Genomic DNA, 25,969 nt, shown 5'->3' with positions numbered 1-25,969 from the left:
TGGGGATGAAGGCTAGTTAGCAGGATTTATCCTGCCTTCAGGCATTTTCGGTTCTGGCAAAGTGTCAAGCAACTCTTCAATCACCTGCGTCATTGTTTTATCATGCTGACTGGCATATAACTGCAATTTCCAGAATCTTCTATCGGACAATCTAAAACGTAATTGTTTAGTTTTCATTTTGGCTACACAATCGATATACATTCATATTAGTATATGGATAGGTCGAAAACGAATAAGTTTAACAACGAGGTTAAAACAGTGCTAGTCGTGGAATACAAAGTTAAAGGTAAAAAAGCTCAATATACAGCAATCGATGATGCTATCCTCACTAAGCTGTTGTGCATTTAAACTGTGATAAAAGCATTGCCCTTGTTTTTGAGTTTTCGTTACTACTTAATAACCAACTCTCCTTCATTTAAAAGCTGATGTAATAAATGCTCTAGCTCTTCAATTGATTGAAATAGTCGATTAGCTACATATCCTTTTGTTGAATGCCAGACCAACTCTATCAAGTTATAATCTGGACTGTATTCTGGGAGAAATTCTAAGTAAAGATTGGGCATTTCTATGGAAATCTTTTCAAGGCACTTTTTTTGTTTGTGAAAACTCGCATTATCAAGAATGATTACTATCTTCGCTCCCTTTTCTGTGAAGTCTTTTGCTTGATTTCCGGCTTCTACCCATTCATAAATTAGCTTTTGATAAAAAACTTTTAGCACGCTGTAAAAACTACCTGCATTGCTTTTTTCTAGAAATTCTACGAACTTTTTCTTGTCGGAGTACCTTAGACCACCCATTACGTTAATTCTTCCTTTTCTTCTATCTCCTCTGACCTTTTTTCGGGTTCCTTTTTTACACCACGTCTTTCTTCTAATCACTCTTAAACTAAAACCACTTTCATCCCAAAACCATACTTGTAAACGCTCTGAACTTTCTTTTGTTATTTTTAAATATTCTGCTATTTTATTATTAAAAGCTTTTCTTTTTTCCGAATCTCTTTTTAACTCTAAGCTATATTTTGCCCAAAGGTATACATACTTTTTTTGCTTTAATATCCTCCGAACCTGAGAACCACTTAATTTAATACCCGTAATATTTTCTAAATATGTTGCTAATCTTTGCGCTGTCCATCGCCCAAACTCATACCCAAATTCTTCCGGCGGTTTCTCTACGGTTTCTAATAATATTTCTAGGTATTTTTCCGTCGCTTTTCTATGGTTTCCCTTCATCCTTTCATCTACAAAGCTTTCTAGATTTTCCGGGTTTCCATGAACGCACCAGTAAGATACCTTATTTACAGAGCAACCCAAAAACTTGGCAATTTTTGCTTGGGTTTTTCCGTCATTGAGCAATAATAAAATCAGAATTCTTTCTCTAATATCTCTATTGTCTTCTGCTTTTAAGGCTTGCTGTAGTTTTTTTACTTACTCAAAATTGAGATGATTTTTCGCTGGCATATTGCAATAAATTAGCTAAAATATAATTTATACTATACCCTGTTTAAATGCTGAACAGCTTAGTTTCCTGGCGTTAAAAGCTCATTTAATATCCTTCTATTATAAAATACATATATTTCGGAGATGCCTATTGAAACACGAGAAATTGTTGGGTGTCTGTTGGAACTCGTAGCCGTGGGGGCGCAAGGATTGTGGGATGCTTTGCCCGCAGTATATCGACAGTGTGCTGTATCCTCCACGGATTTCTGGTCAGCTTACGACTATATTTTCCGGAGGCAAATGACATCAAAGCGTTAGCAAGGATAGTGGCAAAACTAGCTATATTGAGCGGTTTAACTGTACCTTGCGTCAACGCGAGTCACGATTAGTGAGGAAGACATGATCATTTTCCAAAAAGTTAGATAATCATATTGGTGCAATTTGGTATTTTGTTCACCACTACAACTCATCCTTACATCTTTAGGACTACCGATTGGCGAACGGTTTTAAACCCATCTACCAGCCCCAAGTTCCGGCTGCACCCTTAAATGGCCCAACAATATCGCTTGTAATCCAGCCACCATAAAAATCTCCTGGTTGAGGCTGCACTTTTTCACCATCTACATAACAAGCATCCATTAAGTGCGGATAGAAAGCTACATAATCTTTGATGGCGGCAAATTCCGTTGTGGGAGCGGGATAAAACCAAGCAGCATTTTGTTCTTGCTTTTCACCTACTAATACCGTGTAGTAGGCGGCTCTACCTTTCCACTCGCACCAACTAGAATGAGGCATTAATACTAGATGCTCCGTTAATAAGTCGCACTGTGGAATGTAATAAACAGGTGGATGACTTGTTTCTAATACCCGCTTTGCCTGATGGGTATCGGCGATCGCAACTTGATTGAATATAATTTGAATATGCTTATTTGTATCTTCTAAGCGAGGCGGACGCGGGTAATCCCAGACGGATTCTTGACCGGGCTGTAGTTCAATGCGCTGTTGATTAAACATTTTTTATTGAGCCAGAGTAAGTTTGTTTTCCACCCAAATTTAACTTACTCTGGCAACTTAAATAATGTATTAGCGGAAACTACCTGGATTTAGCTGGCGTTGGCGCTGGTTCTGCTGACGCTGTTTTTTTGTGGGTACGCCGTTGTTGAGCATTGCACCAGTTCCACCATCGGCGCGATCTAAAAACGGTCGCAGATTGATAGCGCTACTTGACTGGCGATTATTTGCGCCACCTAAAATTGCTCTCCCTCTGTTAATTAGTTTGTCTACTTGACTATTACCTCGTCCGGCGCTGTAGGTATAAACTCCTTGAGTTTGTTGTCCGCTATCGGCTACGGTCAAATTTTCAAAAACGCGATCGCGGGTAGTCAAAGGATCTTGTCCGGGAGGTACAGTAAGGACAATCCGACAGCCAGGAACTTTTTCAGTGGTCACACAAACGGTGTTGTAGCCATTTTCCACATCGGTAGTTAGTTCAATTAAACCGTCTGGTCGGTACTGCTCTAGTCGTCTAGCGATTTCGGCGCAGCGTTTTTGCGGATTCCAACCACCACCCAATTGTGATGGAGTTGCCCAAGCAAAAGCTTGATTTGGTTGACTTTCAGGGAAGTACATCACGGTGTATTGACCGTTATTAGTCTGGCATCCAAAACGAGTATTGCGATCGTAAATAGGATTTGAGCCGTTATTAGAGCCACTATTGGAGTCGGTATCGACCACCACATCTGAGGGAGTTTGAGCCGTGGCTATTAGACTGTTTTGACCTAGCATAAAAGCCGCACCGAGAACTAAACTCAAACTTTTTATTGGGAACTTAAACTTGTTTGGTGACATAAAACCCCTGTTAATTTCGTTAAACGACTCTTTTTTTCAGCTTTGCAACCATTCTTCATTCTTGACGTTTTTTTTAGTCAACGTGTTTCTGTTCGACCAAAAGTTTTTTTACTTTTGCTTTAATTTCGGCGTGTTGCCCTACTCCTTCATAAGCATAGCGATTGTACTGGTTACGCACGATTAGCTTTTCTAAGTAGTCTACGCGGTTTTCTGTGGCTGGGTGGGAAGATAACCAACTAGGCGGATTATTTTTTTCTTGTGCTTCTAAAATAATCATCAAGTTGCGCAATCCATCCGCCGCGTAGCCTGTAGAAGACAACAGCCGCGTTCCTAAAGTGTCTGCTTGCTTTTCCATGTCCCGACTGTAGTTGAGGACAAATAGATTAGCAACAGTGTTACCTAAAGGGACGTACTGGGTCACATTGGCAACTAAGTTGCCTTCGGCGACTAATTGAAAGCCGTGAGACAAAACTGCATGAGACAATTCATGGGCGAGTAATCCTGCAAGTTCGGCTTCAGAATTAGTTTTAGCGACAGATCCAGCATTGACAAATACTTTACCCCCAGGTAAAGCAAAGGCATTTAAGTCGTCGTCCATAATCACAAAAAATTCGTATTCAAAATCATTGCGCCCAGCTACTACCGCCAGCTTTTGTCCAATTTCATTGACATAATTTACAACGTCTGGATCTTCTACCATCTCTAACTGCTTACGGGCTTGTTTGGAGACAGATTTACCCACTGATGACTCGCCTTGCAATAGCATCGCGGTAGTTTGGACGGCGGAAATTGGCCCGAAAATACTTCCGGTAAGCGCGTAACCTAATGCGCCTGTAATCACATTTGCGATCGCATTTCCCCGTAATTGCCCTCTTAAATGCGATTTGTAGCGTTTTAAATTTTCTTCCGCTATTAATGTAAATTCTGTTTGCTGGGGTTGGTTATAGTTAAGCAAAGCAAATTGACGCGCGGTTAGCGAGGCTTCCATCCATTTTTTTTCGGCGGCTAAGGCGGCAATTTTAGCTTTGACAATTTCCGGTTGGGTGGGATAGAGGGCGCTGGCTTTTTCTAAAACTGCTAAAGCATCCTCAGATTTGTCGTACTTAGTAAGAATTTCGGCTAAACGCAGATGTCCGGGGATAAATTCAGGATACTGTTCAACTAATAGTCTTAATGGTACAAGCGTCCTTGTTTGCAGATTTTGGGCAACCCCTGCTCGAGTTTCGCGCCAGTATACTTTTCCGGCGGGGGATAAGTAAGCCGGATCTAATACGGGTTCGGGGGTTTTTGGCTCAATGCTTTGAGCGAGGGGTGTTTTGACTTGGCGATAAATTTTTTCGGCGGCGGCAAATTGTCCGCCTAGGTATAGGCTATCTGCTGCAATTAATTGGCGATCGCGTTGGAGTTCTGCTAGTCGTTTTTGTAGCTTTTGGTTTGTTTGATCTTGGGGTGTAACAGAGTTAGTTTCTGTTGCGATCGCACCTGGCAATGGTAGCCACACATTCATTGCTAATAATAGCGAACAAGTGATATTTTTCACGGGGGCAGATATTAAGTAGCGCCAGCACAACTATTTTAACTAGAAGCTAAATTGAGCGCGTAAATTAGCCACATAAATATTTGGATTGCCGCTAAAATTATTGGGGTTGCCAATCCAGTAAAAAGCTGGAACTAAAGCAATATTTTGGCTTAACGGATAAAAATAAGTAGCTTCAAATTCGTACTGCACGCCGCCATCACCGCCACCGGATACTAGAAAGTTTCGCCCATCTACGACAGAAAAGGGAATGAGATAAGAAAGGGTAAATAATGCTCCTTCTTTGCCTAAGTCAGGAAATGCTGCCCCTACTTGAATTGTTTGCGCGTTTACTTCGCCATTTGGTCTACTTGCATTTAAAGGCTCTATATTTGTACTCCCGTAAGCATAGCGTCCAAATAAACCGAAACCAGAAGTAACTAACCAATCAAAGTTGAAAGCATAAGTATCGCCTGTGGCATTGTCAATAGAGCCATCAAAACCATCATCAGCAAAGCCATAAATAGGTTCGCCAATTGCGCCGCCAACTTGTCCGGCGATCGCTCTTACATGAGATCGGTTATACAAAAAGCGCAAATTTAAGCTCTTGATCGGTGAAACTGTCAATTCTGCCGTCAAGGTATTTGTAGGGCTAAACAAGCCTTGGCTAGGGTTGCTAGAGGAGTTAAATAAGTTGCTGGTAAGAAATTCTGTATTTTCGCCTAAGTAAGCTACGTTGAGTTTTAGGCGATCGCTTATTTGCCATAATACCGCCGCCCCTGAACCTCTATCTACAGCGTTTAATAACGTGCTACCACTGGAGTTAAAACTACCAGCGCCAGTTAAATAGAAGGTAAAACGGTTGTTGTCAAAGTAGCGATACCAATTAACTCTTGGGCCAACTACTACCCGCAAAGATTCGCCGATGGGGAAATTATAAAATAATTCTCGCAACACAACTCTCCCCGTTCCTCCCGTTACCCCAGTTTGATCGGTATAAGGTACGCCAAGGGTGTTGTACAAACCCGCCGAAGCAAATCTATTAGCTGGAGAGTCGCCATTTCCAGTTACTAATTGCGTGACTAAGCTATCTTTGCCTGTAAAGGAAGTAGTGAAGTTGAGAAAAACATAATTGCTGAGAGTAATATTTGGATCTTCCGTAACTCGCCGTAAAGCATTGGGGCTTGTTCTCGGTTGAGTTCTAAAAACCGTCTCTCCTTCAGCTAAAATATCTCCCTCCGCAAACGCCCCGGTAACATTAACAAAAATATTTCCTGTTAGCTTGGTTGTAGTGGAAAATTGATTGGCTTCAAGTTCGGCGGTTTGGGCTTCTAAAGCATCGACTCGCCCTCGTAATGAGGCAAGTTCGGCGGCAAATTCTTCTTGTAAGCGTTGTAGAGTAATTAAGTCATTTTTACTAGCTAAATTGCTAGTACCCGTTGCGATTAATTCGTTGACTTTATCTAAACAAGCATTTAAACCCGCCGCAAACTCGTATCTAGTTAAAGCACGGTTTCCTCTATAAGTACCATCGGGATACCCAGCAATGCAACCATACCTTTCTACCAATGATTGCAATGCCTGAAATGCCCAATCTGTAGGCTGTACATCGGATAATTGAGATACAGAGGTAACTTGTGATATTTCTGCTTCAGACATTGGTTGAAGTTCTTGGGCGACTACAGGCGATCGCGCAGACATCCCCAAAACTCCCATCAATAGGCACGTTAAAACTCTGGTTGCAGCAACCAGTTTAAATTGTCGATTATTCATGAATACTCCCCACACCCAAAAATTATTTCAATCAGTGCGATCGCGCTCTAAGGTAGACAAAGCGATTTATTTTATTTCCGCCCTAGCCGTATCTTTCATAACTTCCGCAAAGATTGAATCTTTAAGGGGTGGTTTATCGTTTAGTCCATAAAGCAGCTTTGGGCGATCGCTATCATTCTCACTTACTCCATGAGTGCCAGCATGAGCCATATAAATTTCCTCTATTAAAGTCTTTATTCTGCCCTACTTCTACGGCATTGTATTCTGCATACAGAATAAGCTTATCTCAGGAACTGCGTTTGTATCTAAGTACACAAAAAAGCTTAGTGTTTAGTAAAAAAATTAGCGATCGCATTTTAAGCGAAAAAACTCCAACTACAACCTATTTGTATTCACAAAATATTTTTTGGGAAATCTTTAGCAGCAACTCTTATTTAATAAATACTTTGTCGGTTACACCAATGACAAATAATGGTTTTGTATTTTACAATACTATTTTCATTGATTAGCTTAAGTTAATTTATTATCAGGTAGCAAACTAACAAAAATGAGCTTAAAAGTAGACTGGCGTAAGTTTGTCAATTTCTACTTAATATTTTTTTTACTAAAATAGCCTATGTATTGATATTACAAAATCAAAAAGTATTAAAAGAAATTCTTTTAATACTCTTGAAAAATTGAGGGTAGATACTAGATACTGAATACAGTATACAAAAACAAATAGTTATTTACTACCGCGATGCCCAAGTTGTGTCTAATTCATCAACCTCAAAAGCTTTTGCAATGCCAAAGAGCGATTTTCTTGCTCGTTTAGCTCCCAGCACCGTTCTAGATAATCAGTGCGATGCTCGTAAAAGTGTTCCCACATTAAAGCATTTACAAGACTTCGCCAAGCCGCAGCTAAGGGAAATAACTCAAAACGGCGCTTTGGCGCAGAGATGTTATCGGGAACTAGCTCTAGCTCTTTGTATCGTTGCCATTGAACGTTCATAACGTCCTCCTTCCTTTCATCAAATAGTTATGAATTGAGGCGCGTTCCTTCAGGATTAACCTTACTTCCGTCTTCTCTCCCTAATTCAAGAGGTTTTTTAAATAGAAGATGAACGAAACTTTCTGTATATTTGAGTACATTCTAGCAGGTCTTTGAGTAAATTTTCTCAGCAAAACGGCATAATTTTGAGTTGATTTAAACCAATTAAGGAATTTTTATAAGATGAAAAATTTAAAAGTTGTAATCATCGGGGCAGGAATGGGAGGATTGACGGCAGCGATCGCCCTGCGTCAAGCTGGATACGAAGTAGAAATCTACGAAAAAGTCAACAAAATACGTCCAGCAGGGGCGGCAATTTCGTTATGGTCAAATGGGGTTAAAGTCTTAAATAGCTTGGGTTTAAGCCAAGAAATTGCCAGTATTGGCGGCAAAATGGAACGCACTGCATACTACAGCCATACCGGGGAAAAGCTCACAGATTTTAGTTTGCAGCCGTTAATCGATCGCGTAGGGCAAAAACCGTACCCAGTAGCGCGGACGGATTTACAGGAAATGTTACTCAATACCCTGGGTGCAAATAACGTTCAACTTAATGCTAAATGTGTTGCTGTTGAACAAGATTCTGACAGCGTTACAGCTACTTTTGAGGATGGACGTAAAGCTACCGGAGATGTGTTGATCGGTGCAGATGGAACTCACTCTTTAATTCGCAGTTACGTTTTAGATAAAATTATTGAGCGGCGTTATGTGGGCTATGTAAATTGGAATGGATTAGTGACTGCTAGTGAAGATTTAGCGCCGGGTAATACTTGGGCAGTGTATGTCGGCGAACACAAACGAGCCTCTATGATGCCTGTGGGAGGCGATCGCTATTATTTCTTTTTTGATGTCCCCATGCCTAAAGGTAGTGTAAGCTCGCCAGAAACTTATAGAGAAGAATTGAGTAGCTTTTTTAAAGGTTGGGCAGAACCCGTGCAAAAATTAATTAAGTGCCTCGATCCCATGAAGACTAATCGTGTGGAAATACACGACATTGAGCCATTGCAAACATTGGTGCGCGATCGCATAGCATTATTAGGTGACTCTGCACACGGTACAGCACCAGACTTAGGACAAGGTGGCTGTCAAGCGATGGAAGATGTTTTAGTGTTGACAAATTACTTGCAAACAACCAATATCAGTGTTGCTGACGCTTTAAAACGCTACGAAACCGCCAGAAAAGATCGCGTTGCAGACATCATTACTAGAGCTAGAAAGCGATCGGATATGACTCACGGTAAAGCGCCAGAAGTTACTAAACAGTGGTACGAAGCCCTAAAGTACGAAGATGGAACAGATATTATGGATGCAATTTCTAAAACAATCCTAGCTGGGCCATTAAACTAAACAATGGGAAAACTTACTACGCACGTTTTAGATACTGCGCGCGGATGTCCAGCCAAAGGAATTACCCTAGAATTGTGGCAAATAAGTGAATCGGGGCAAAAAACCCTACTAAAAACTACTGTAACCAATTCTGACGGGCGCACAGATACCCCATTGCTAACTGAAGATTTAACAGTTGGAATATACGAATTAGTCTTTATAGTTGGCGATTACTTTGGATCTTATTTTGAAACACTACCTAACCCGCCCTTTCTTAATCGCGTACCTATTCAATTTGGTATTGCAGACACTACTACTCACTATCACGTACCGCTATTAGTTTCACCTTGGTCATACAGCACTTACCGAGGAAGTTGATATATTTTGGCGCAAAAATAGAAAATATAACGTTTTATTAATTGCGCCCCTACGCTTCCCGTTAATTATTACTTTTGGTTTGCTCTACTTCGCCGTATGCTTTCAATAAAGCCGCCAGCTTTTTACGCATAACTATACCAGGTTTATCTGTAAACATATGCTGCTCTTGACTCACACTCAGAGGCACATCGTAATCGGTTGTTTCTAATATATGCTTGTCTTCCAACGTTACCGCGCGATCAAAAGCAACTACATCACTGCTTTTTGTGTCTGCTTCGGTGTCATTACGGACGCAAAACTGCACCATTTGGGAAGTTGAATCATTTATTGGTGTCATTGTATTGACAATAATGTGAGTCAATCCGTTTGGGTAGGTAATTTGCAGCTTGACAGTAAAAGGCATAAACCAAGTCATGTCTAAGGTGCGGAAGGTTTGTTTTGTGTCCATTTTCAAGTTTTGTTGTTGCAATTGGGGATTTACAACCCCCAAAACACCCTGTACGTGCAATCCCCATTCTGTTTCTGTAAGCTTCATCGATTCAGGAATGGGATGTTCTTCGCTGCCAAAGGTCGTAGTATGTACAAACGTAGGATGAGCTAAGTCAAATTCATTTTCCATTACCCGCAAGGCTGCACATTTCCAAAGTTCATAAAATTCATGCAGCAATCGGTAATCTGGCTTTGTGGCTTCGTCAATCTCTGGAAGATCGATTAGCGGTTCTTCCAAACATACCCAAACATACCCGTAACGCTCCGTACAGCGATAAGACTTTATTTTATAATTAGCAGGAATTGTCTCATCTTTCAATTGTGGTACGCAGACACACGCGCCATCACTATTAAATTGCCAACCATGATAAGCACAGCAAATATTGCCATCTACCACCTTACCAATGCTTAGTTGCGCCGAACGATGACAGCATCTATCTTGAACGGCGGCGGGTTTCCCGGCTTTATCTAACCAAATAACTATTTTTTCACCCAGTAACTCAAAAGGGTTAGGACTATTTGAAAGCTCTGTAGTTGGAATTGCCGGATACCAGAACTTTCGGAGTACAGGTTGTTTTGTAACTAGCATAATAATTAACGCAGCCGGAATTTACAAAAGTTTTGAGTTTATCTTATTACTGCTCACATTAAGCAACATTTTTACTGTTTTCTGTATATTCAACAACAGATTTTGTATACAGTATTCAAATAAAGATAAGATTGTTAGGCGAAAAACCAATGCGAAGTCACCTACTGATTAAAATTTCTATATGTCTAAGTCCATCACTGATTTAAACCAAATGAGCCAGGAGGAATTTGTCAGCGTTTTGGGAACTCTGTTTGAACACACCCCAGAAATTGCTCAAAAAGCTTGGAGCGATCGCCCGTTTGCAGATATAGCTGCCTTATATCAAAAAATGGTTGATATAGTTAGCCTCATGACAATTGATGAGCAACTAGCTTTAATTCGAGCGCATCCTGACTTAGGCAGCAAAGCTTTAATGGCAGAAGCTTCGGTAGTAGAACAATCTGGACTTGGTTTAGATAGGCTAACTCCTCAAGAATACGATTACTTTCAATTGCTCAATCAGACCTACAAAGATAAATTTGGGTTTCCGTTTATAGTTGCCGTCAAAAATCAGACTAAAGACAGCATTTTAAACGAATTTGAGCGCCGTTTAAAAAATACTATAGAAGCAGAAATAGCTAGTGCGATCGCCCAAATAAACAAAATTGCTTGGTTTCGCCTTCTAAACTTGGTAGAAAACTAATGTCAAAGCCCTATCCACGAGACATGATTGGGTACGGACGCAACCCACCCGATCCAAAATGGCCCAATCGCGCCAAAATTGCCGTACAGTTTGTGATTAATTACGAGGAAGGTGGAGAAACTTGTATTCTTCACGGCGATTTAACTTCAGAAACCTTTTTATCAGAAATTGTCGGCGCAGAACCATTAAACGGGTTGCGACATATGAATATGGAATCGGTTTACGAATATGGCAGTAGAGCGGGCTTTTGGCGACTGCATAGATTATTTACCGAGCGCAATATCCCTCTTACCGTTTATGGTATTGCAATGGCATTAGAGCGCAACCCAGAAGCCGTAGAAGCAATGATAGAAGCCGATTGGGAGATTGCAAGTCATGGCTATCGTTGGATTGATTATAAATATTTTGGCGAGGATGTAGAGCGGGAACATTTAGAAAAAGCGATCGCAATTCACACTTCTATCACAGGTAGCCGTCCTCTCGGTTGGTATACTGGGCGCAATAGTCCAAATACTCGACGTTTGGTAGTAGAAGCGGGGGGTTTTCTTTACGACTCCGATAGTTACGCCGATGACTTACCTTACTGGGTAAAGGACTATGGCAAACCTCACTTAGTTATTCCCTACACCCTGGATAATAACGATATGCGTTTTGCTACTACCCAAGGTTTTAATAGTGGCGATCAGTTTTTTGCCTACTTGCGCGATGCTTTTGATGTGTTGTACGAGGAGGGCGAAACCGCCCCCAAGATGATGAGCATAGGATTGCATTGTCGCCTAGCTGGTAGACCAGGAAGGGCGGCTTCTTTGGCTCGTTTTCTTGATTATGTGCAAAGGTGCGATCGCGTATGGATTTGCCGCCGAATAGATATTGCTCGTCACTGGCATCAATATCACAAACTACTTTAATTCAATCGCCTGTTGTAACCTTGTTTTATCTTGTCCAAGCTGATGCAGAATTAACCAAGATTGAATCAAATCAGGCCCGTGCATAGCTTTTGTTAGTGCTGCTCTTAAACTCCGCATTACTAAACCTTTTTTGACATTTTTCTCTTTGACTACTTGTTTAATAATTTCTTGGATGGCTGCTTCATTAAAATCTGCGGTGTTATTTAAAGCGTCAAGGATGCCTTGTAAAACGGTACTTGCTCCCTCTTGCTGCAAGGCACTAGCCGCATCTTCGCTATATTCTAGCGATTTAACAAAAAATAGTTTAGTCATGTCTACCGCATCGGGAAGGCGCGTTAGACTAGCACCAATTAAACTTGTAATTTGTTCTAGCCAAGAGCGATCGCTTGTCTCGTCAAATTCATATCCAGCTTTTTGCCAGTAGGGAATTAATAAATCTGTAAGCTGGCTTGCAGGCATACTATGCAAGTATTGACTATTTAACCAATCTAGCTTGTCCCAGTCAAATTTTGCCCCAGCTTTATTAACGCGCTCAAAACCAAATTGCTGCGCGGCGGTTTCTAGGTTAAATATTTCTTGAGTCGAATCTGGAGGCGACCAACCGAGCAATGTCATGTAGTTTACTAATGCTTCGGGGACAAAACCCATTTCTTTGAAGTCAAAAATCGAAGTTACACCATCGCGTTTAGATAGCTTTTTGCCTTCTATGTTCAAAATCAAAGGAGTATGGGCAAATTCTGGCGCTTTCGTGCCAAAAGCTTCGTACAACAAAATTTGTTTAGCAGTATTAGCAATATGATCCTCTCCCCGGATCACATGACTAATTTGCATATCAATGTCATCAATTACTACGGCAAAATTGTACAAAGCTTGCCCAATCTCATTTTTGGCAGCACGAGCAATTACCATATCGCCGCCCAAATCACTACCACGCCAACTCATTTGTCCGCGTACCATGTCATTCCAAACAATTTCGCGATCGTCTTCTATTTTAAAGCGGATTACCGGACGGCGACCTTCAGCAATAAAAGCGGCTTGTTGTTCAGTGGTTAAATTACGATGGCGATTATCATAACGGGGTGCTTCGTTTCTAGCTTTTTGTTGCTCCCGCATTTCTCCTAGTTCCGCTTCGCTGGTATAGCAATAATAAGCTAGTCCTTTATCTAACAAGGTTTTTACTCCTTGCTTATACATTTCTAGGCGCTTTGACTGGTAAAAAGGCCCTTCATCCCAAGTTAAACCTAACCATTGCAAACCATCAAATATATTTTGGGTGTATTCGTCGCGCGATCGCTCTGTATCTGTATCCTCAATCCTTATAATGAACGTACCGCCATGATGACGGGCGTATAACCAGTTAAATACAGCAGTTCTCGCCGTACCAATATGTAGGTTTCCAGTAGGACTTGGAGCAATGCGGACGCGAACAGTCATAAATTCAGGCGCTGATCTAGAAACTATAATTTTCGCTTTATTTTAACGAGACTGATGCAACTAGAACCCAAGATAATATATTACGTAATACAAGCCTTTCAGCTATTTTTTAGCACTTTTTATCTAGAAATTTACTAGGAATACATTAGCGATCTTATTAGCTTATAACCCTTGTGGTCTATCAATTTCAGCCATCAAACATGGCTTTGTTAAAGTTGGTTGTGTTGCAAAAAATGGTAAGCTAAATAATTTAAACAGAGAAAATTATTTAGCTTACCTCTAATGAATTCATTTTCCCCGTTTAAATGGCGGCGAGATCATTTTGCGATGTGTAAACTGGTATCGTAGTTAAGACCATATAGAAACAAATCCTAGTCCCAGTGCTGATGGCAAATCTTTACAGTTATGATCTACGCCAAAAAGCAATCATTAGTCGGATTCTTAGCGAGTTAGAATTAGGCGATCGCCCTCAAGTGGCTCTTTGGGCGCACGGAAATTTAGCTCGGCATTCAATCTAGACAACCGACTCCAAAGCATAGAAGATTTTTTAAAAGGCTATAGGTTTAGAGTTTATTTTTCTATTTTATTTATGTCCATTGGCGATCGCAGTCAGGTTTTAAGCTTGTTACAGCTAGTTAGTCCCGCTTTACCCGTAGGCGCTTATAGCTATTCGGAAGGATTAGAGACACTGGTAGAATCAAAAACAATTATTAATAACCATACCCTCCAGCATTGGTTAGAACAAGAATTGAGTTATGGTGCAATTCGTCTTGAAGCGGCGATAATGGTACGGGCTTACCAAACGACCTTAGAGAACGATATAGCAGCCTTAAGTTACTGGAATACATGGCTATCCGCCGCGAGAGAAACAAGCGAATTACGGGCTTCTAGCTGGCAAATGGGACAAAGTTTGATGCGATTGCTATTCGCAATTAAACCCCAACAAGCGCAAAGTTTTTGTATAGAAGGTGAATGTAATTATGCGATCGCTTTGGGAATTTTTGCATCCTTGGAGCAAATAAACCTTCAATCGCTAATTCTTGGCTATTTGCACAGTTGGGCGACTAATTTAATTACTGCGGGGGTAAAATTAATTCCTTTAGGACAAACTGCCGGACAAATTTTATTACACGAGTTACACGCTAATATTAGCGATGCTGCTACAGAAATAATGAGTTTAGAAGATGATGAGCTTAGTAGTTGCTCTTGGGGGTTATCGCTAGCAAGTATGGCGCACGAAACCCAATATACTCGCTTGTTTCGCAGTTAAATAGGTAATAGGTAATAGGTAATGGATAATTAAGCAATGACCAATTCCCAATGACCAATTCTCAAGTGAACGCTTTTCGTGTCGGAGTAGCAGGGCCTGTTGGCTCTGGTAAAACAGCTTTGGTCGATGTTCTGTGTAAGGCATTGCGCCAACAATATAATATTGCTGTAGTTACCAATGATATTTATACTCAAGAAGACGCTCAGTATTTAGTACGCAGTCAGGCTTTAGAGAGCGATCGCATTATCGGGGTAGAAACGGGTGGTTGTCCCCATACGGCAATTCGAGAAGATGCTTCAATAAATTTAGTCGCCATTGAGCAATTGGAGCAAAGATTTTCTAATCTAGACTTGGTATTTTTGGAAAGTGGCGGCGACAACTTGGCAGCAACTTTTAGCCCAGAATTGGTAGATTTAACTATATACGTCATTGATGTTGCTGCGGGAGACAAAATTCCCCGTAAAGGCGGGCCAGGAATTACTAAGTCCGATTTGCTAGTAATTAATAAAATCGATCTTGCTCCTTACGTGGGAGCAGATTTAGGGATTATGGAGCGCGATACTAAAAAAATGCGGGGTGAGAAAGCATTTGTATTTACCAACTTAAAAACGCAAATCGGAGTCGAGACGGTAGTTGAGTTTGTGCAAAGCTATATTTGCTAGATTGCCCGATTTTAAAACCCAATGATAGAGACGTTGCACCGTAACGTCTCTACACCCAATCTATTTATAATCAAAAATTATGCAAATTCCTCGCTTGCATCCTGACACTGTAGAGCAGGTAAAGCAAAAAGCAGATATTTACGATGTCATTTCCGAACACGTTGTTTTACGCAAGGGTGGTAAAGGTTTTGTAGGTTTGTGTCCTTTCCATACGGAAAAAACCCCTAGTTTTAGTGTTAGTCAATCGAAGCAAATGTATTACTGCTTTGGCTGTAATGCGGGGGGAGATGCGATTAAGTTTTTGATGGAAATAGGCAAGCAGTCTTTTAGCGAAGTAGTGTTAGATTTAGCGCGGCGCTATCAAGTAACAGTACAAACTTTAGAACCTGAGCAACGCCAGCAATTGCAGCAACAGTTGTCTTTACGAGAGCAATTGTATGAGATTTTGGCGATCGCTAGCCGCTTTTATCAACACGCTCTATATCAACCCCAAGGGGAAGCAGCGTTACATTACTTATTTGCTCGAAAACTAAGAGCCGAAACTATCCAACAATTTAACTTAGGTTATGCCCCGGATAGTTGGGAAACTTTGTATCGTTATTTAGTAGAGCAAAAACGCTACCCAGTACAGTTATTACAACAAGCGGGTTTACTTCGTCAGCGTCAATCTGGAGATGGTTATTATGACTACTTTAGAAATCGCGTCATTATCCCAATTTTAGATTTACAAGGGCGAGTTATTGGCTTTGGGGGAAGAAGTTTAGGAGATGAGCAACCAAAATATCTAAACTCCCCAGAAACGGAGCTTTTTAGTAAAGGTAAAACTTTATTTGGCTTAGATAAAGCTAAATCCGCAATTTCCGAGCTTGATTGTGCGGTAGTTGTAGAAGGATATTTTGATGCAATTTCTTTGCACGCGGCGGGAATAACTAATGTAGCCGCGTCTCTGGGTACGGCGCTAAGTTTAGAGCAAGTAAAGCAACTAATGCGTTATAGCGAATCAAAACAATTAATTCTCAATTTTGATGCAGATGTAGCGGGGATACAAGCATCAGAAAGAGCCATAGGAGAAATTGCTAACCTTGCTTATCGTGGGGAAGTACAGTTAAAAATTCTTAATTTACCCGCCGGGAAAGACGCTGACGAATATTTGCATACTGCTAGCGCCGAGGAGTACAGAAAGTTACTAAAATCCGCGCCATTGTGGTTAGATTGGCAGATTTTACAACTAATAGGCGATCGCAATCTTAAACAAGCTACAGAATTTCAGCACGTAGCAAAAGAGATGGTAAAGCTACTCCAACGAATAGATAACAGCGATACTCGCAATTATTATGTAAGTCATTGCGCGGAAATTCTCAGCCTTGGCGATGCGCGGTTTGTACCATTACGAGCAGAAAATCTGTTAGCTCAAATTACTCCTAAGTATCAATCTAAGCCGATTGCTTATAAAACCCCAAAGCAAAACCCCAAAGATAAAGCTTTTCCAGAAGCCTCGGAGCGCAGTCTATTAGAGCAAGCAGAGGCATTGCTATTGCGAATTTATCTCCACTGCCCGGAACATCGTCAAGCGGTCAGTAGCGCCTTACAAGAGCAAAGTTTACAGTTTAGTTTGTCTCATCACCGCTTTTTGTGGCAGCAAATTGTTGATGAAAAATCTGAGATTCACCTTATAGAAGCGCAAGAAAGTTTAGTTTCTCGTATCCAAACTCGCTGTTTAGAATCTTCTATAGAAATAGCTCAAGTTTCTCCTTTATTTCACCTAGACGAGAAAACCCAGCAAGATTTGCTTCGAGGTACGCAAGTAATTCAAGCCGCTACCGCTTGTATGGAAAGAGTATTATGTGAAAAACGTTATCGCTCGTTATTGAAAGAGTGGGAGCAAACCGACCCCATAAACGAGCCGGAGAAGTCACAATTGTGTCATCAGTCGTTATATACCGAGCAAAAGCGGTTACAAGAGTTAGATTTGATGCGCCAATTTTGTTTAACCGATTTATTGTAGTAGGGGCGCAATGCATTGCGCCCCTACCAATTGATGAAAAAAACGCTATATTTATCTACACATCAAGGTTTCGCGGGTTTGTTTCCCGGTGGTGGGATTCGTACCTTGAGCAACTTTACATAATTTGTCTTGCTCATCTTGGCGAAGCAATACATCAGTAAAATCCGCTCCGTCAATAATTGCGCCATCAAACTTAGCATTAGCAGCAAAAGCCCCCGTTAAAACGGCATTAGTTAAATTAGTTTTAATAATTCGGGCTGCATCTAAGGTGGCATTAGTTAGATTTGCGCCTTCTAAATTTGCCGACTCTAAGTTAGCCGCAAAAAAACTTACACCTGTCAAATCGCTGTGGCTGAGATTGCTATTGCGTAAATTGGCTTTGGTAAAACTAGCATCTGTTAATACTTGCCCCGAAAAATCCCGACCAAGCAAGTTTTCTCTGTTATAGTCAAGAGCAAAAGCTGGGAAAGCCCAAATACTTACACTTACTAGCACTGCTAATAAACATAGTACGCTGCTCAAAATCCGCTTGTGTAGCACAGTTGTAGAATTCATTTTGTGTTATGACCAATGGCAAACGATCGCTCATCTCATTATCCCGATATCGGTGTTTTAGGAGAAGATTTTATTGCTCAATGGTTACAATCTAACGGTTGGAAAATTTTACATCGTCGTTGGCGCTGCCCGTGGGGCGAAATAGACTTAATTGCTAATACTTGCGATTCTTTAGCCTTTGTCGAAGTCAAAACGCGCAGTGCTGGAAGTTGGGATGCGGGAGGATTGCTGGCAATTACGCCTCAAAAACAAGCAAAACTCTGGAAAGCTGCAAATTACTTTTTGGCTACCTATCCAGAGTTTGGCGATTATGGTTGTAGCTTTGATGTGGCGCTAGTTTATTGTGAAAAAACTGCGCCTGATTTAAAATACAATTTGTCTTTAAAAGAATACATACCCGCCGCTTTTTAAAATAAATGTAGAGCAATGCTACGTCTCTACGCTAACGTTTCTGGGCAGTAACCTAAGCCTTGGACAAATTGCTCTCGGAAGGCTTCAATTTCTTCTATTTCTGGGCTACCATGGGAAACCACTGCTACTTGATAGCGCCGCATGACATCAATGGGAGATTGTCCGGCTTCTAAACTCCATAGTGCCATGTTTAGACGCATGGGCGGCTCGTAGGGTATGCCCAATTCATGCAAAAAAGCTCTAAAATCTCCATCCTGTCGCGAATCTAGGGGAGATGCCATTTTAATTTTAACTACCCAACCATCAATTTGATGAATTACACTAACAAAGCTAATGGGCATTTGCGGTCTGCGATACAGATGCTCGACAATCCTCAAGGTGAGGGTAGCATTAGCAAGATAATAAATGTATTCCATTACTGCTTTTATAAATATGTCAATCTTATACTTCCATTGTGACAAAGCGGCGATCGCTATGACTAGGGGGTAACGCCTACTTTACCTGGGTATATCTACCCAACTTTTTGCTATTTATGTCTAAAGGAATACTTATTGAAATTATGGCTCAAGATTCTCATCTTAGTTTAGATACAGAAAAATCGCTAAATTTTTTAGATACTTCTTTGGCTGGTTATGATTACCAACTTCCCCCAGCACAAATTGCCCAAAATCCAGCATTTCCCAGAGATAGCGCTAAGTTGCTAGTTATAGATTCTCCTAATACTTACAAGCACTGCATTTTTAGCGATTTACCTTCATTCCTACAACCAGGAGATTTGCTAGTTATGAACGATACGCGGGTGATTCCCGCACGGCTTCACGGGCGCAAAACTAGCGGTGCAGCTATAGAAGTTTTGCTGTTAGAAGAAAAAGAGTTTAATACTTGGTTGGCTTTGGTTAAACCTGGAAAGCGCTTACATCCAGGAGTGCAGATTGTATTTGAGGGTAAAGAAGAAAAAACTCTTACAGCTACGGTAATCGAAATTGATAAAGCTACAGGAGGACGTTTATTAAAGTTTGATGTCCCGAATAATTTATCTTTATTGCAGGTTATAGACTCTTTTGGGGAAATGCCATTACCGCCCTATATTACAAATTCCCAAGCGGATGATGACGAATATCAAACAGTGTACGCTCAAAACTTAGGCGCGATCGCATCTCCCACCGCCGGACTACATTTTACGCCCGAATTAATCCAAAAACTAGCAGATTCCGGCATAAACTCGGCTTTTATAACCTTACACGTTGGTGTAGGTACGTTTCGCCCGGTAGAAGTGCAAGACGTAACCACCCACCAAATGCACGGCGAATGGATAGATGTCTCTCAAGCAACTGTCGAACAAATCCGCGCTACCAAAGCTAAAGGTGGACGAATTATTGCTGTAGGAACAACGGCTGTAAGGGCTTTGGAAGGGGCGGCAGCAGCATCGGGGCAATTAGAGCCTTTTTGCGGCAAAACCGATATGTTTATCTATCCTGGCTATCAATGGCGGGTGGTGGAGGGGTTAATTACTAACTTTCACTTACCCCGTTCTAGTTTACTGATGCTAGTTAGCGCGTTAATTGGACGACAGAGATTGTTAGACTTGTATAAAGAAGCGATCGCATCAAAGTACCGTTTTTATTCCTTTGGCGATGCGATGCTAATATTGCCAGAAGCTAAAATTACTCGCCCATAATGTGAACTACAAGTTCTCTTTGTTGGCTTCTTTCTCGATGTTCCCAAATGTAAATTCCTTGCCAAGTGCCTAAAACTAATCTATTTTGAGCGATAGGAATTTGCTCGGAAGTGTGAGTTAAAGCGGTACGTATATGCGCTGGCATATCGTCCGCACCTTCGGCATTATGGACGTAAGGCGCAGATTCAGGGACTAATTGGGCGAGAAAGTTGGATAAATCTAGAAGTACGTCCGGGTCAGCATTTTCTTGAATTATCAAGCTTGCGGAAGTATGACGAAGAAATATAGTACATAGTCCTGTTTTTACTCCAGATTCGGCAACTATAGACTCTATTTTGGATGTAATTTTGTATAGAGATTTGCCTTTAGTGGAAATTCTGAGTAATTGTTGATGGTGCATAATTATTGAAAATAGCTAATAACGGATTGGGCAACTTGTTCATTTCCATTTTTGGCTATAGAATCAGTTTTGTGTGGTAGTTGTGGCGATCGCACTAAAAAGTCCCAATCTCCCTGAAAAAACTCTGATGGGGTAAGAATTTGATGTTGGGAATAGTTTGTAATTCCTTCTAACAGCAAAGCAGCTTCCGCAAAATCTTCACGAGTCATAGTCACAATGGAAATACCTAAACGTACTGCTTCGGCGAAGGTGCTGTAACCAGGCTTAGAAATTACTCTGCTACATATTGGCATTAAGTCCACTGGGCGATATTTTCGGTCAGAGATTTTAAGTAAATTAGGTAAATTGGGCGCAGAAGCATCGAAACTGATAAATTGCCAGTCGGGAAAGTTTTTAAGATTATCGTAGGGGATTTGCTGCAAACCCAAGCCACCAAAGGTTAGTAAAGCTGTTTTTTCTATGGGTTTGGTAATTTGCCAAATTGTACGTAATTCGTCTATTTGGTAGCGAGGAGAACCGCCCGTTAAGCCAACATCGGTAATATTGTTAAAGGCGCTCATCGGTTCGTGAAATGGTAGCCGAAATAGGCGATCGCACTGACTATAACATTCACTCATCCAATCGCCAATCTCTCTAAATTCCTTTCCCCAATCTTGATAAATAAAATTCCAACTAAAGTTACTCATTCCCCAGCAAGGAATCCCAGCATTTTTCGCAAATACGGCAGCTAAAGGCGGAATATCAGCCAAAATTAAACTAACGCGATTTTGACGAATAAAGTTAACTTCCGAAGCTACAAGAGAGCGCTGTTTTGCCTTAATTTCTTGCAATTTCTCCAAAGTAGCGGCTTTATCCATTGTCAAACTATCCGCTTGTACTACGCCAATATCAAAGCTACGGGGACGATAAATAAAATCTCCTTCAATGTAAGACTCTAATAACCAACGGGGTGCAGTGGTAACGATGATTAGCAATACATCAGGATAAAGCTTTTGAATAGTTGCAGCAACCGCAGCCGCGCGGGTAGTATGACCAAAACCATGATTGGTAATAGCTATATATAAAATTGGTCTAGGCATAATTAAATATTGCTAACAAAACTCTCAATTCCTGCAACTAATCGATCTATTTCCGATGTCAATGTTAGATAATGAACGCAAGCACGAACGCAATCAGGATCTAGTAGTATCCGCGTCATAATGTTTTGCGCCTCTAAAAACTCTACCAATTGGCGATTGTTGCTAACTTGAAAAGATACAAGTCCCGCTTCTGGTGGGGAAGCTTTCAAACATTTAATTTCTGGGATTTGGGTTAATTTTTGCCACAAATACTTGCTTAAATCACAAATTTGCTGATATCTTTCCTCCGCACTTCCCCATTTCTGATGAGTTGCGATCGCAGCCCTTAATCCTGCATACTGTCCGTAAGCTGAAGTTGCTACTTCATATCTGCGTCCGTCTGGTTGCCAACCTGTAGGATTGCCTTTACTATCCATCAAAATACCCCGCCAACCGATAAACGTAGGCTGCAAACTCTCTCTAGCTTCTGGATGCACGTACAAACCGCCTACACCCGCCGCACCACACCACCATTTATGACCCGTAAAAGCATAAAAATCTACACCTAGTTCAGTTAAATTTAAAGGCAAAGATCCCACCGATTGCGCTGCATCTGCTAATATTCTGACATTAGCTGCCTTGCATACTTTAACTATTTTGTCAAGAGGTAAAACTTGCCCGGTATTCCAAAGTAGATGACTTAATACTACAAGGCGAGTGCGCGGCAATAAATGTTGCTCAATTACTTGTACAGGATCGCCCTGGTTTAAAGTTGCCATAATTGGACAAGTATCGATTTTTACCCCAAATCTGCGCCCAATTTCTCTTACTGTGGCAATAATACCAGGATGTTCGCAGTCGGTAAGTAAAATGCGATCGCCTTTTTGCCAATCAATACCCCACAAGGCAATATTGCAGCCCACTGTAACATCTTCGGTTAAAGTAATTGTATCAGAGGTAGTGTTTAGTTCAAGTGCGATCGCCTTTCTGGTTTCTTCTACTTCTTGAGCAATCCAGCTATTAACTTTAGTGGAAAATGGCCCGTAAGTTTGGATGTATTCTTGAGCATTATTTGTCGCCTCAATTGCTGATTGGGGAATTGGCCCTTGACCACCATAATTAAAATAAGTCTTATTTGCTAAAGCCGGAAACTGTTGTCTATGTAACTCAAGCTGAGAATTGGAAGTAGAAATACTCATAAAATAAAAATAACAGCTTTTTTAACTTTAACGCTGCGACTATATATTTCGGTGTAGAGACGTTGCATTGCAACGTCTCTACAAAAATTTTGCGCCTAATTAGGCAATGCAACGTCTCTACAAGAATTTTGCGCCCAATTAAACAATGCCCGTAAATTATTGTTAGTCTAGAGCCATGCTGCTTAATGCTGAAATCCTATTACAATACCAACGCTGTAAGCGAAGGGCTTTTTTAGATACTAACGGCGATCTTAACCAAAGAGATCCCATTAGTGATGCGTTGCATAGAGTAATCCAAGAAAAATTTGCTTATCAAAAATTTGTCTTAGCGCAATACAACTACTCTCGCCCAGAATATCCTAAAAATGACTGGGAAGCAGGAACAAAAGCCACCCTTGAATTAATGAAACAAGGCGTTGAATGTATTTACAAAGGCGTAATACTAGCGCCTCACTCGGAAAATATTACTTTATTAAGTCGTCCGCATTTATTAATCAAGCAACCAGGACATTCCAAATTTGGCGATTGGTTTTATATTTCTGCAAATATTCAGTTAGGGAAGCGTCCTAAGTTAGAGTATCAAATTGTAGCGGCTTATGATGCGGAAATGTTGGCGATCGCCCAGTCTTTCGATCCTCCCACAGCTTTGCTCATACTGCGACGTACCGATGCTTACGAAGTCAATTTGAGTAAATGGATTCCGCAAATGCACTTATCGTTGGAGGAGTGCATTAGTACCCTAAATTCGTCAGAAATTCCTGAAGTATTTATTTCTCGGCAAAAATGCAACTTTTGCGGCTGGCTTCCTCAATGTTACGCCCAAGCCAAAGCTACTGAACATCTTTCCCTTTTACCGGGTGTAACCCCAAGTCGTTACAGTGACTTGCAAACCATCGATTTAGTTACCTTAGAAGCACTTGCTAAAGCAAATCCCGACGAAATAGACATTTTACCCAGTTTTGAAGGCAAAAGCGCCCAGCAATTAGTCTTACAAGCTCAATCGGCAACACTTAACAGCCCAATTATTTTACCTTTTGGTAACGCTTACGAAATTCAACAAACCTTGCCAACCCCAACCTCCCAAACAGTTTTACGGGATTTGTTGCAAAGTAAATATTTACCACCAAATCCTGAATCTCTGATTGCGCCGATAGAACTTTACTTTGATATTGAAGCGCAACCAGACTTAAATTTAGATTACTTGTTAGGGGTGTTAGTTTGCGATCGCATTGCTAACACAGAAAAATATTATGCTTTTTTGGCTGAAAGTCAAGCGGAGGAAGAAAAAGTTTGGCAGCAATTTCTTGATTTAGTCGAACAATATCCCCAAGCACCAATCTTTCATTTTTGCCCCTACGAAGTGGATACTGTCAAGCGATTAGGTAAACTTTATTGCACCCCAAACGAGCAAATATCAGTGTTACTAGCAAGATTTATCGACATTTACGAGCAAGTAGCGCATACAGTGGTTTTACCTACCGAAAGCTACGCTTTAAAAACTCTAGCGCGGTGGCTGGGTTTTGAATGGCGCAACCTCGAAGCAAACGGTTCGCAATCAATACTTTGGTACGATAAATGGTTAGAAACAGGCGATCGCACTTTATTAGATGCGATCGTCCAGTACAACGAAGATGATTGTCTCGCTACTCGCCATCTCAAAGATTGGTTTGTAAGTTTTTTACAAAATTCTTAACTAATAACGCTTTGATAACCTGGCTTTAATACCTACTTATCTTTGTTTTGATAAGGTAATCCCATAGATTAGGATGCCTCTATTGTCATGAGCAATATTACGCAAGTTTTGCCTCTATTTAAACTGATTATACTTAGTTTACTCAGTATTACGGCTACAACCCTTACGGTGATGCCAAGCATGGCTTCCACTATCAAAAACATTGATTTTTTGGGTGAAGTCACATTTTCTAGTGATACACAAGTAAAACAAACCTTGCTAGGCGGGCTTTCCGGGATTACTTACGATGCTAGTAAAAATGTTTACTATAGTATTTCAGACGATCGCAGTCAAAACAACCCGGCAAGATTTTATACACTAACTATCGAACTTAAGCAAAACTCTTTAGGAGCAGTCAAGTTTACAGATGTAACTTTGCTCAAAAATCAAGACGGGCAAAATTTTCCCGCTCAAAGTCTCGATCCTGAAGGAATTGCTTTAACAAGTAAGGGAATTTTATATATTTCTTCCGAGGGTGATGCAACGGCTACAAATTTAACAAATCCTTTTGTTAACGAGTTTTCCATAACCGGAGAGCAATTAAAAGCTTTACCTGTCGATGACAAATATTTCCCCACTGCTCCCCAAACTAGCGGTATTCGCACTAACTTAGCTTTTGAAAGCTTGACAATAACGCCTAGCCAAAATTATTTATTTACGGCAACAGAGAATGCTTTAGTTCAAGATGGTGCGATCGCCACCGTCAGTAATGGAAGTCCATCAAGGATTGTTGGCTACAATACCGTTACTGGTAAACCCGCCGCCGAATATCTTTACTTCACCGATAAAGTTGCTAATCCGCCAATTACAGCAAGCGGATTTAATACTAATGGGCTAGTAGATTTACTGGCAATTGATGATAAGCACTTTCTTAGTTTAGAGCGTTCTTTTTCTGTCGGTGCAGGCAACACGATTAAATTGTACGAGGTTTCTTTGGAAGGTGCGGACAATATCAGAGATATTAATAGTTTAAGTGCCGTTGATATCACTAATATTAAGCCTGCTAAAAAAGAACTTTTGTTGGACTTTGATAAGTTAAATATAACTTTAGATAATATTGAAGGTCTGACTTTTGGTCCCGATTTACCTGACGGGAAACGCTCTTTGATCGTAGTTAGTGACAATAACTTTAGCTCTAGTCAGTCTACACAAGTTTTGGCTTTTAGTGTTGAACCTGTCCCCGAACCAGAAGCCACCGCAGGGTTAGCAGCACTTGTAGTTGCAGGATTAGTCGCCAAACGCAAATCTAAGTTTTTCCAGCGATCTTCTCGCTAGAGTGGATACTTAATTTTTAGCTTTGAGCAATTATTTGACAAACTCTCAAAAAGCTGTAATTATAGTAAAGCCCTGAAATAAGGGACTGTAGTTCAATTGGTTAGAGCACCGCCCTGTCACGGCGGAAGTTGCGGGTTCGAGCCCCGTCAGTCCCGTTTACTTTCGCCTATAAGCTTTGCCCAGTACAATTTGTTACTAAAAAGCCTTAACTTTTTAGTGATCTAGGCAAAATTGAATAATGGGATAGCGACGGGCAAAAATATACCCAGCAAGCAGCCACAAAACTTCGCCGCTACTGTACAAAAGCCTCTTCCT

The 25,969-nt window shown here is 40.9% G+C and carries 26 protein-coding genes, 1 tRNA gene, 2 pseudogenes and 1 riboswitch; of the genes and pseudogenes, 14 read left to right on the top strand and 15 right to left on the bottom strand.

All coding sequences use genetic code 11. From position 1 onward, the window contains the following. Window positions 1-12 precede the first annotated feature (12 nt). Window positions 13-177 carry a hypothetical protein gene (locus SYN7509_RS30425; protein ID WP_192819835.1) on the bottom strand — a complete coding sequence of 55 codons (165 nt, stop codon included), beginning with the start codon at window positions 175-177 and terminating at the stop codon, window positions 13-15. A gap of 167 nt (window positions 178-344) precedes the next feature. Continuing rightward, a pseudogene (locus SYN7509_RS25140) lies at window positions 345-1,457 on the bottom strand (IS630 family transposase). Between the two features lie 283 nt (window positions 1,458-1,740). On the opposite strand from SYN7509_RS25140, the pseudogene SYN7509_RS29575 reads away from it, so the two are divergent. Then, window positions 1,741-1,920: pseudogene (locus SYN7509_RS29575) on the top strand (IS1 family transposase); the annotation flags it as partial. A gap of 32 nt (window positions 1,921-1,952) precedes the next feature. Here the strand turns inward: SYN7509_RS29575 and SYN7509_RS0204875 are convergent. From SYN7509_RS0204875 to SYN7509_RS0204845, 6 genes are all read right to left on the bottom strand, one after another. Continuing rightward, window positions 1,953-2,450, bottom strand: a complete 498-nt coding sequence (locus SYN7509_RS0204875) for a DUF427 domain-containing protein (protein ID WP_009633149.1) — start codon at window positions 2,448-2,450, stop codon at window positions 1,953-1,955. Between the two features lie 69 nt (window positions 2,451-2,519). Next, on the bottom strand, window positions 2,520-3,284 hold the full coding sequence (locus tag SYN7509_RS0204870; RefSeq protein ID WP_009633148.1) for a COP23 domain-containing protein: 765 nt from the start codon (window positions 3,282-3,284) through the stop codon (window positions 2,520-2,522). 73 nt (window positions 3,285-3,357) lie between these two features. After that, window positions 3,358-4,791, bottom strand: a complete 1,434-nt coding sequence (locus SYN7509_RS0204865; protein WP_009633147.1) for a M48 family metallopeptidase — start codon at window positions 4,789-4,791, stop codon at window positions 3,358-3,360. 72 nt (window positions 4,792-4,863) lie between these two features. Next, window positions 4,864-6,573: an iron uptake porin gene (locus SYN7509_RS0204860; RefSeq protein ID WP_009633146.1), complete on the bottom strand. Its 1,710-nt coding sequence runs from the start codon at window positions 6,571-6,573 to the stop codon at window positions 4,864-4,866. A gap of 66 nt (window positions 6,574-6,639) precedes the next feature. After that, on the bottom strand, window positions 6,640-6,783 hold the full coding sequence (locus SYN7509_RS30070; RefSeq protein ID WP_009633145.1) for a hypothetical protein: 144 nt from the start codon (window positions 6,781-6,783) through the stop codon (window positions 6,640-6,642). A 544-nt stretch (window positions 6,784-7,327) separates the two neighbouring features. Continuing rightward, window positions 7,328-7,564: a hypothetical protein gene (locus tag SYN7509_RS0204845; protein ID WP_009633144.1), complete on the bottom strand. Its 237-nt coding sequence runs from the start codon at window positions 7,562-7,564 to the stop codon at window positions 7,328-7,330. Window positions 7,565-7,602: 38 nt separating this feature from the next. Then, a riboswitch (Glutamine riboswitch) is annotated at window positions 7,603-7,681 on the bottom strand. 105 nt (window positions 7,682-7,786) lie between these two features. Here SYN7509_RS0204845 and hpxO point away from each other — a divergent pair. Both hpxO and uraH read left to right on the top strand, forming a co-directional pair. After that, on the top strand, window positions 7,787-8,950 hold the full coding sequence (gene hpxO, locus SYN7509_RS0204840) for an FAD-dependent urate hydroxylase HpxO (protein ID WP_009633143.1): 1,164 nt from the start codon (window positions 7,787-7,789) through the stop codon (window positions 8,948-8,950). 3 nt (window positions 8,951-8,953) lie between these two features. Next, the gene (uraH, locus tag SYN7509_RS0204835; protein ID WP_009633142.1) at window positions 8,954-9,307 is read left to right on the top strand and encodes a hydroxyisourate hydrolase; all 354 of its coding nucleotides are present in this window, start codon (window positions 8,954-8,956) and stop codon (window positions 9,305-9,307) included. Between the two features lie 61 nt (window positions 9,308-9,368). Here the strand turns inward: uraH and SYN7509_RS0204830 are convergent, their stop codons facing one another. Next, window positions 9,369-10,385 carry an aromatic ring-hydroxylating dioxygenase subunit alpha gene (locus SYN7509_RS0204830; protein ID WP_009633141.1) on the bottom strand — a complete coding sequence of 339 codons (1,017 nt, stop codon included), beginning with the start codon at window positions 10,383-10,385 and terminating at the stop codon, window positions 9,369-9,371. 181 nt (window positions 10,386-10,566) lie between these two features. On the opposite strand from SYN7509_RS0204830, the gene uraD reads away from it, so the two are divergent. Next, complete coding sequence (uraD, locus tag SYN7509_RS0204825) at window positions 10,567-11,067, top strand: 2-oxo-4-hydroxy-4-carboxy-5-ureidoimidazoline decarboxylase (RefSeq protein WP_009633140.1); 501 nt, start codon at window positions 10,567-10,569, stop codon at window positions 11,065-11,067. Then, on the top strand, window positions 11,067-11,975 hold the full coding sequence (gene puuE, locus SYN7509_RS0204820) for an allantoinase PuuE (protein WP_009633139.1): 909 nt from the start codon (window positions 11,067-11,069) through the stop codon (window positions 11,973-11,975). The genes uraD and puuE overlap by 1 nt, the downstream gene beginning before the upstream one ends. Here the strand turns inward: puuE and gltX are convergent. Continuing rightward, window positions 11,967-13,409: a glutamate--tRNA ligase gene (gltX, locus tag SYN7509_RS0204815; protein WP_009633138.1), complete on the bottom strand. Its 1,443-nt coding sequence runs from the start codon at window positions 13,407-13,409 to the stop codon at window positions 11,967-11,969. The genes puuE and gltX overlap by 9 nt on opposite strands. A gap of 386 nt (window positions 13,410-13,795) precedes the next feature. Here gltX and SYN7509_RS31230 point away from each other — a divergent pair, with 386 nt between their 5' ends. From SYN7509_RS31230 to dnaG, 4 genes are all read left to right on the top strand, one after another. After that, window positions 13,796-13,927 carry a hypothetical protein gene (locus SYN7509_RS31230; RefSeq protein ID WP_009633137.1) on the top strand — a complete coding sequence of 44 codons (132 nt, stop codon included), beginning with the start codon at window positions 13,796-13,798 and terminating at the stop codon, window positions 13,925-13,927. 71 nt (window positions 13,928-13,998) lie between these two features. Further along, complete coding sequence (locus tag SYN7509_RS0204805) at window positions 13,999-14,679, top strand: urease accessory protein UreF (RefSeq protein WP_009633136.1); 681 nt, start codon at window positions 13,999-14,001, stop codon at window positions 14,677-14,679. A 50-nt stretch (window positions 14,680-14,729) separates the two neighbouring features. Next, entirely contained in the window at window positions 14,730-15,341 is a 612-nt protein-coding gene (ureG, locus tag SYN7509_RS0204800) for an urease accessory protein UreG (protein ID WP_009633135.1), read from the top strand. Window positions 15,342-15,420: 79 nt separating this feature from the next. After that, window positions 15,421-17,346 carry a DNA primase gene (gene dnaG / locus SYN7509_RS0204795; protein WP_009633134.1) on the top strand — a complete coding sequence of 642 codons (1,926 nt, stop codon included), beginning with the start codon at window positions 15,421-15,423 and terminating at the stop codon, window positions 17,344-17,346. A gap of 51 nt (window positions 17,347-17,397) precedes the next feature. Here dnaG and SYN7509_RS0204790 read toward each other — a convergent pair whose 3' ends face one another. Further along, window positions 17,398-17,901, bottom strand: coding sequence for a pentapeptide repeat-containing protein (locus SYN7509_RS0204790; RefSeq protein WP_009633133.1), 504 nt, complete (start codon window positions 17,899-17,901; stop codon window positions 17,398-17,400). A gap of 15 nt (window positions 17,902-17,916) precedes the next feature. Between SYN7509_RS0204790 and SYN7509_RS0204785 the strand changes: the two genes are divergently transcribed. After that, window positions 17,917-18,312 (top strand): YraN family protein, encoded by a 396-nt coding sequence (locus tag SYN7509_RS0204785; RefSeq protein ID WP_009633132.1) that lies wholly within the window; start codon window positions 17,917-17,919, stop codon window positions 18,310-18,312. 26 nt (window positions 18,313-18,338) lie between these two features. Here SYN7509_RS0204785 and SYN7509_RS0204780 read toward each other — a convergent pair whose 3' ends face one another. Then, window positions 18,339-18,728 carry a hypothetical protein gene (locus tag SYN7509_RS0204780; protein WP_009633131.1) on the bottom strand — a complete coding sequence of 130 codons (390 nt, stop codon included), beginning with the start codon at window positions 18,726-18,728 and terminating at the stop codon, window positions 18,339-18,341. Window positions 18,729-18,871: 143 nt separating this feature from the next. On the opposite strand from SYN7509_RS0204780, the gene queA reads away from it, so the two are divergent. Next, window positions 18,872-19,990 carry a tRNA preQ1(34) S-adenosylmethionine ribosyltransferase-isomerase QueA gene (gene queA / locus SYN7509_RS0204775; protein WP_038020811.1) on the top strand — a complete coding sequence of 373 codons (1,119 nt, stop codon included), beginning with the start codon at window positions 18,872-18,874 and terminating at the stop codon, window positions 19,988-19,990. Here queA and SYN7509_RS0204770 read toward each other — a convergent pair. The 3 genes from SYN7509_RS0204770 to SYN7509_RS0204760 are packed head-to-tail and all read right to left on the bottom strand — an operon-like array spanning window position 19,977 to window position 22,647. Next, entirely contained in the window at window positions 19,977-20,390 is a 414-nt protein-coding gene (locus SYN7509_RS0204770) for a secondary thiamine-phosphate synthase enzyme YjbQ (protein ID WP_009633129.1), read from the bottom strand. The genes queA and SYN7509_RS0204770 overlap by 14 nt on opposite strands. 2 nt (window positions 20,391-20,392) lie before the next feature. Further along, on the bottom strand, window positions 20,393-21,469 hold the full coding sequence (locus SYN7509_RS0204765; RefSeq protein ID WP_009633128.1) for a hypothetical protein: 1,077 nt from the start codon (window positions 21,467-21,469) through the stop codon (window positions 20,393-20,395). A 2-nt stretch (window positions 21,470-21,471) separates the two neighbouring features. Continuing rightward, window positions 21,472-22,647 (bottom strand): aminotransferase class V-fold PLP-dependent enzyme, encoded by a 1,176-nt coding sequence (locus SYN7509_RS0204760; protein ID WP_009633127.1) that lies wholly within the window; start codon window positions 22,645-22,647, stop codon window positions 21,472-21,474. Window positions 22,648-22,822: 175 nt separating this feature from the next. Between SYN7509_RS0204760 and SYN7509_RS0204755 the strand changes: the two genes are divergently transcribed. The 3 genes from SYN7509_RS0204755 to SYN7509_RS0204745 all read left to right on the top strand — a co-directional run bounded on the left by SYN7509_RS0204755 (window position 22,823) and on the right by SYN7509_RS0204745 (window position 25,809). After that, window positions 22,823-24,340: a TM0106 family RecB-like putative nuclease gene (locus SYN7509_RS0204755; RefSeq protein WP_009633126.1), complete on the top strand. Its 1,518-nt coding sequence runs from the start codon at window positions 22,823-22,825 to the stop codon at window positions 24,338-24,340. An 87-nt stretch (window positions 24,341-24,427) separates the two neighbouring features. Beyond that, entirely contained in the window at window positions 24,428-25,654 is a 1,227-nt protein-coding gene (locus SYN7509_RS0204750; protein ID WP_009633125.1) for an esterase-like activity of phytase family protein, read from the top strand. Window positions 25,655-25,735: 81 nt separating this feature from the next. Beyond that, window positions 25,736-25,809 (top strand) — tRNA-Asp (locus SYN7509_RS0204745). The last annotated feature ends 160 nt before the right edge of the window (window positions 25,810-25,969 follow it).

The sequence above is a fragment of the Synechocystis sp. PCC 7509 genome (assembly GCF_000332075.2).
GTDB lineage: Bacteria > Cyanobacteriota > Cyanobacteriia > Cyanobacteriales > Chroococcidiopsidaceae > Aliterella.
Note: the sequence above shows the minus strand (reverse complement) of the source record. Positions and strands in the feature narration are given on the sequence as shown.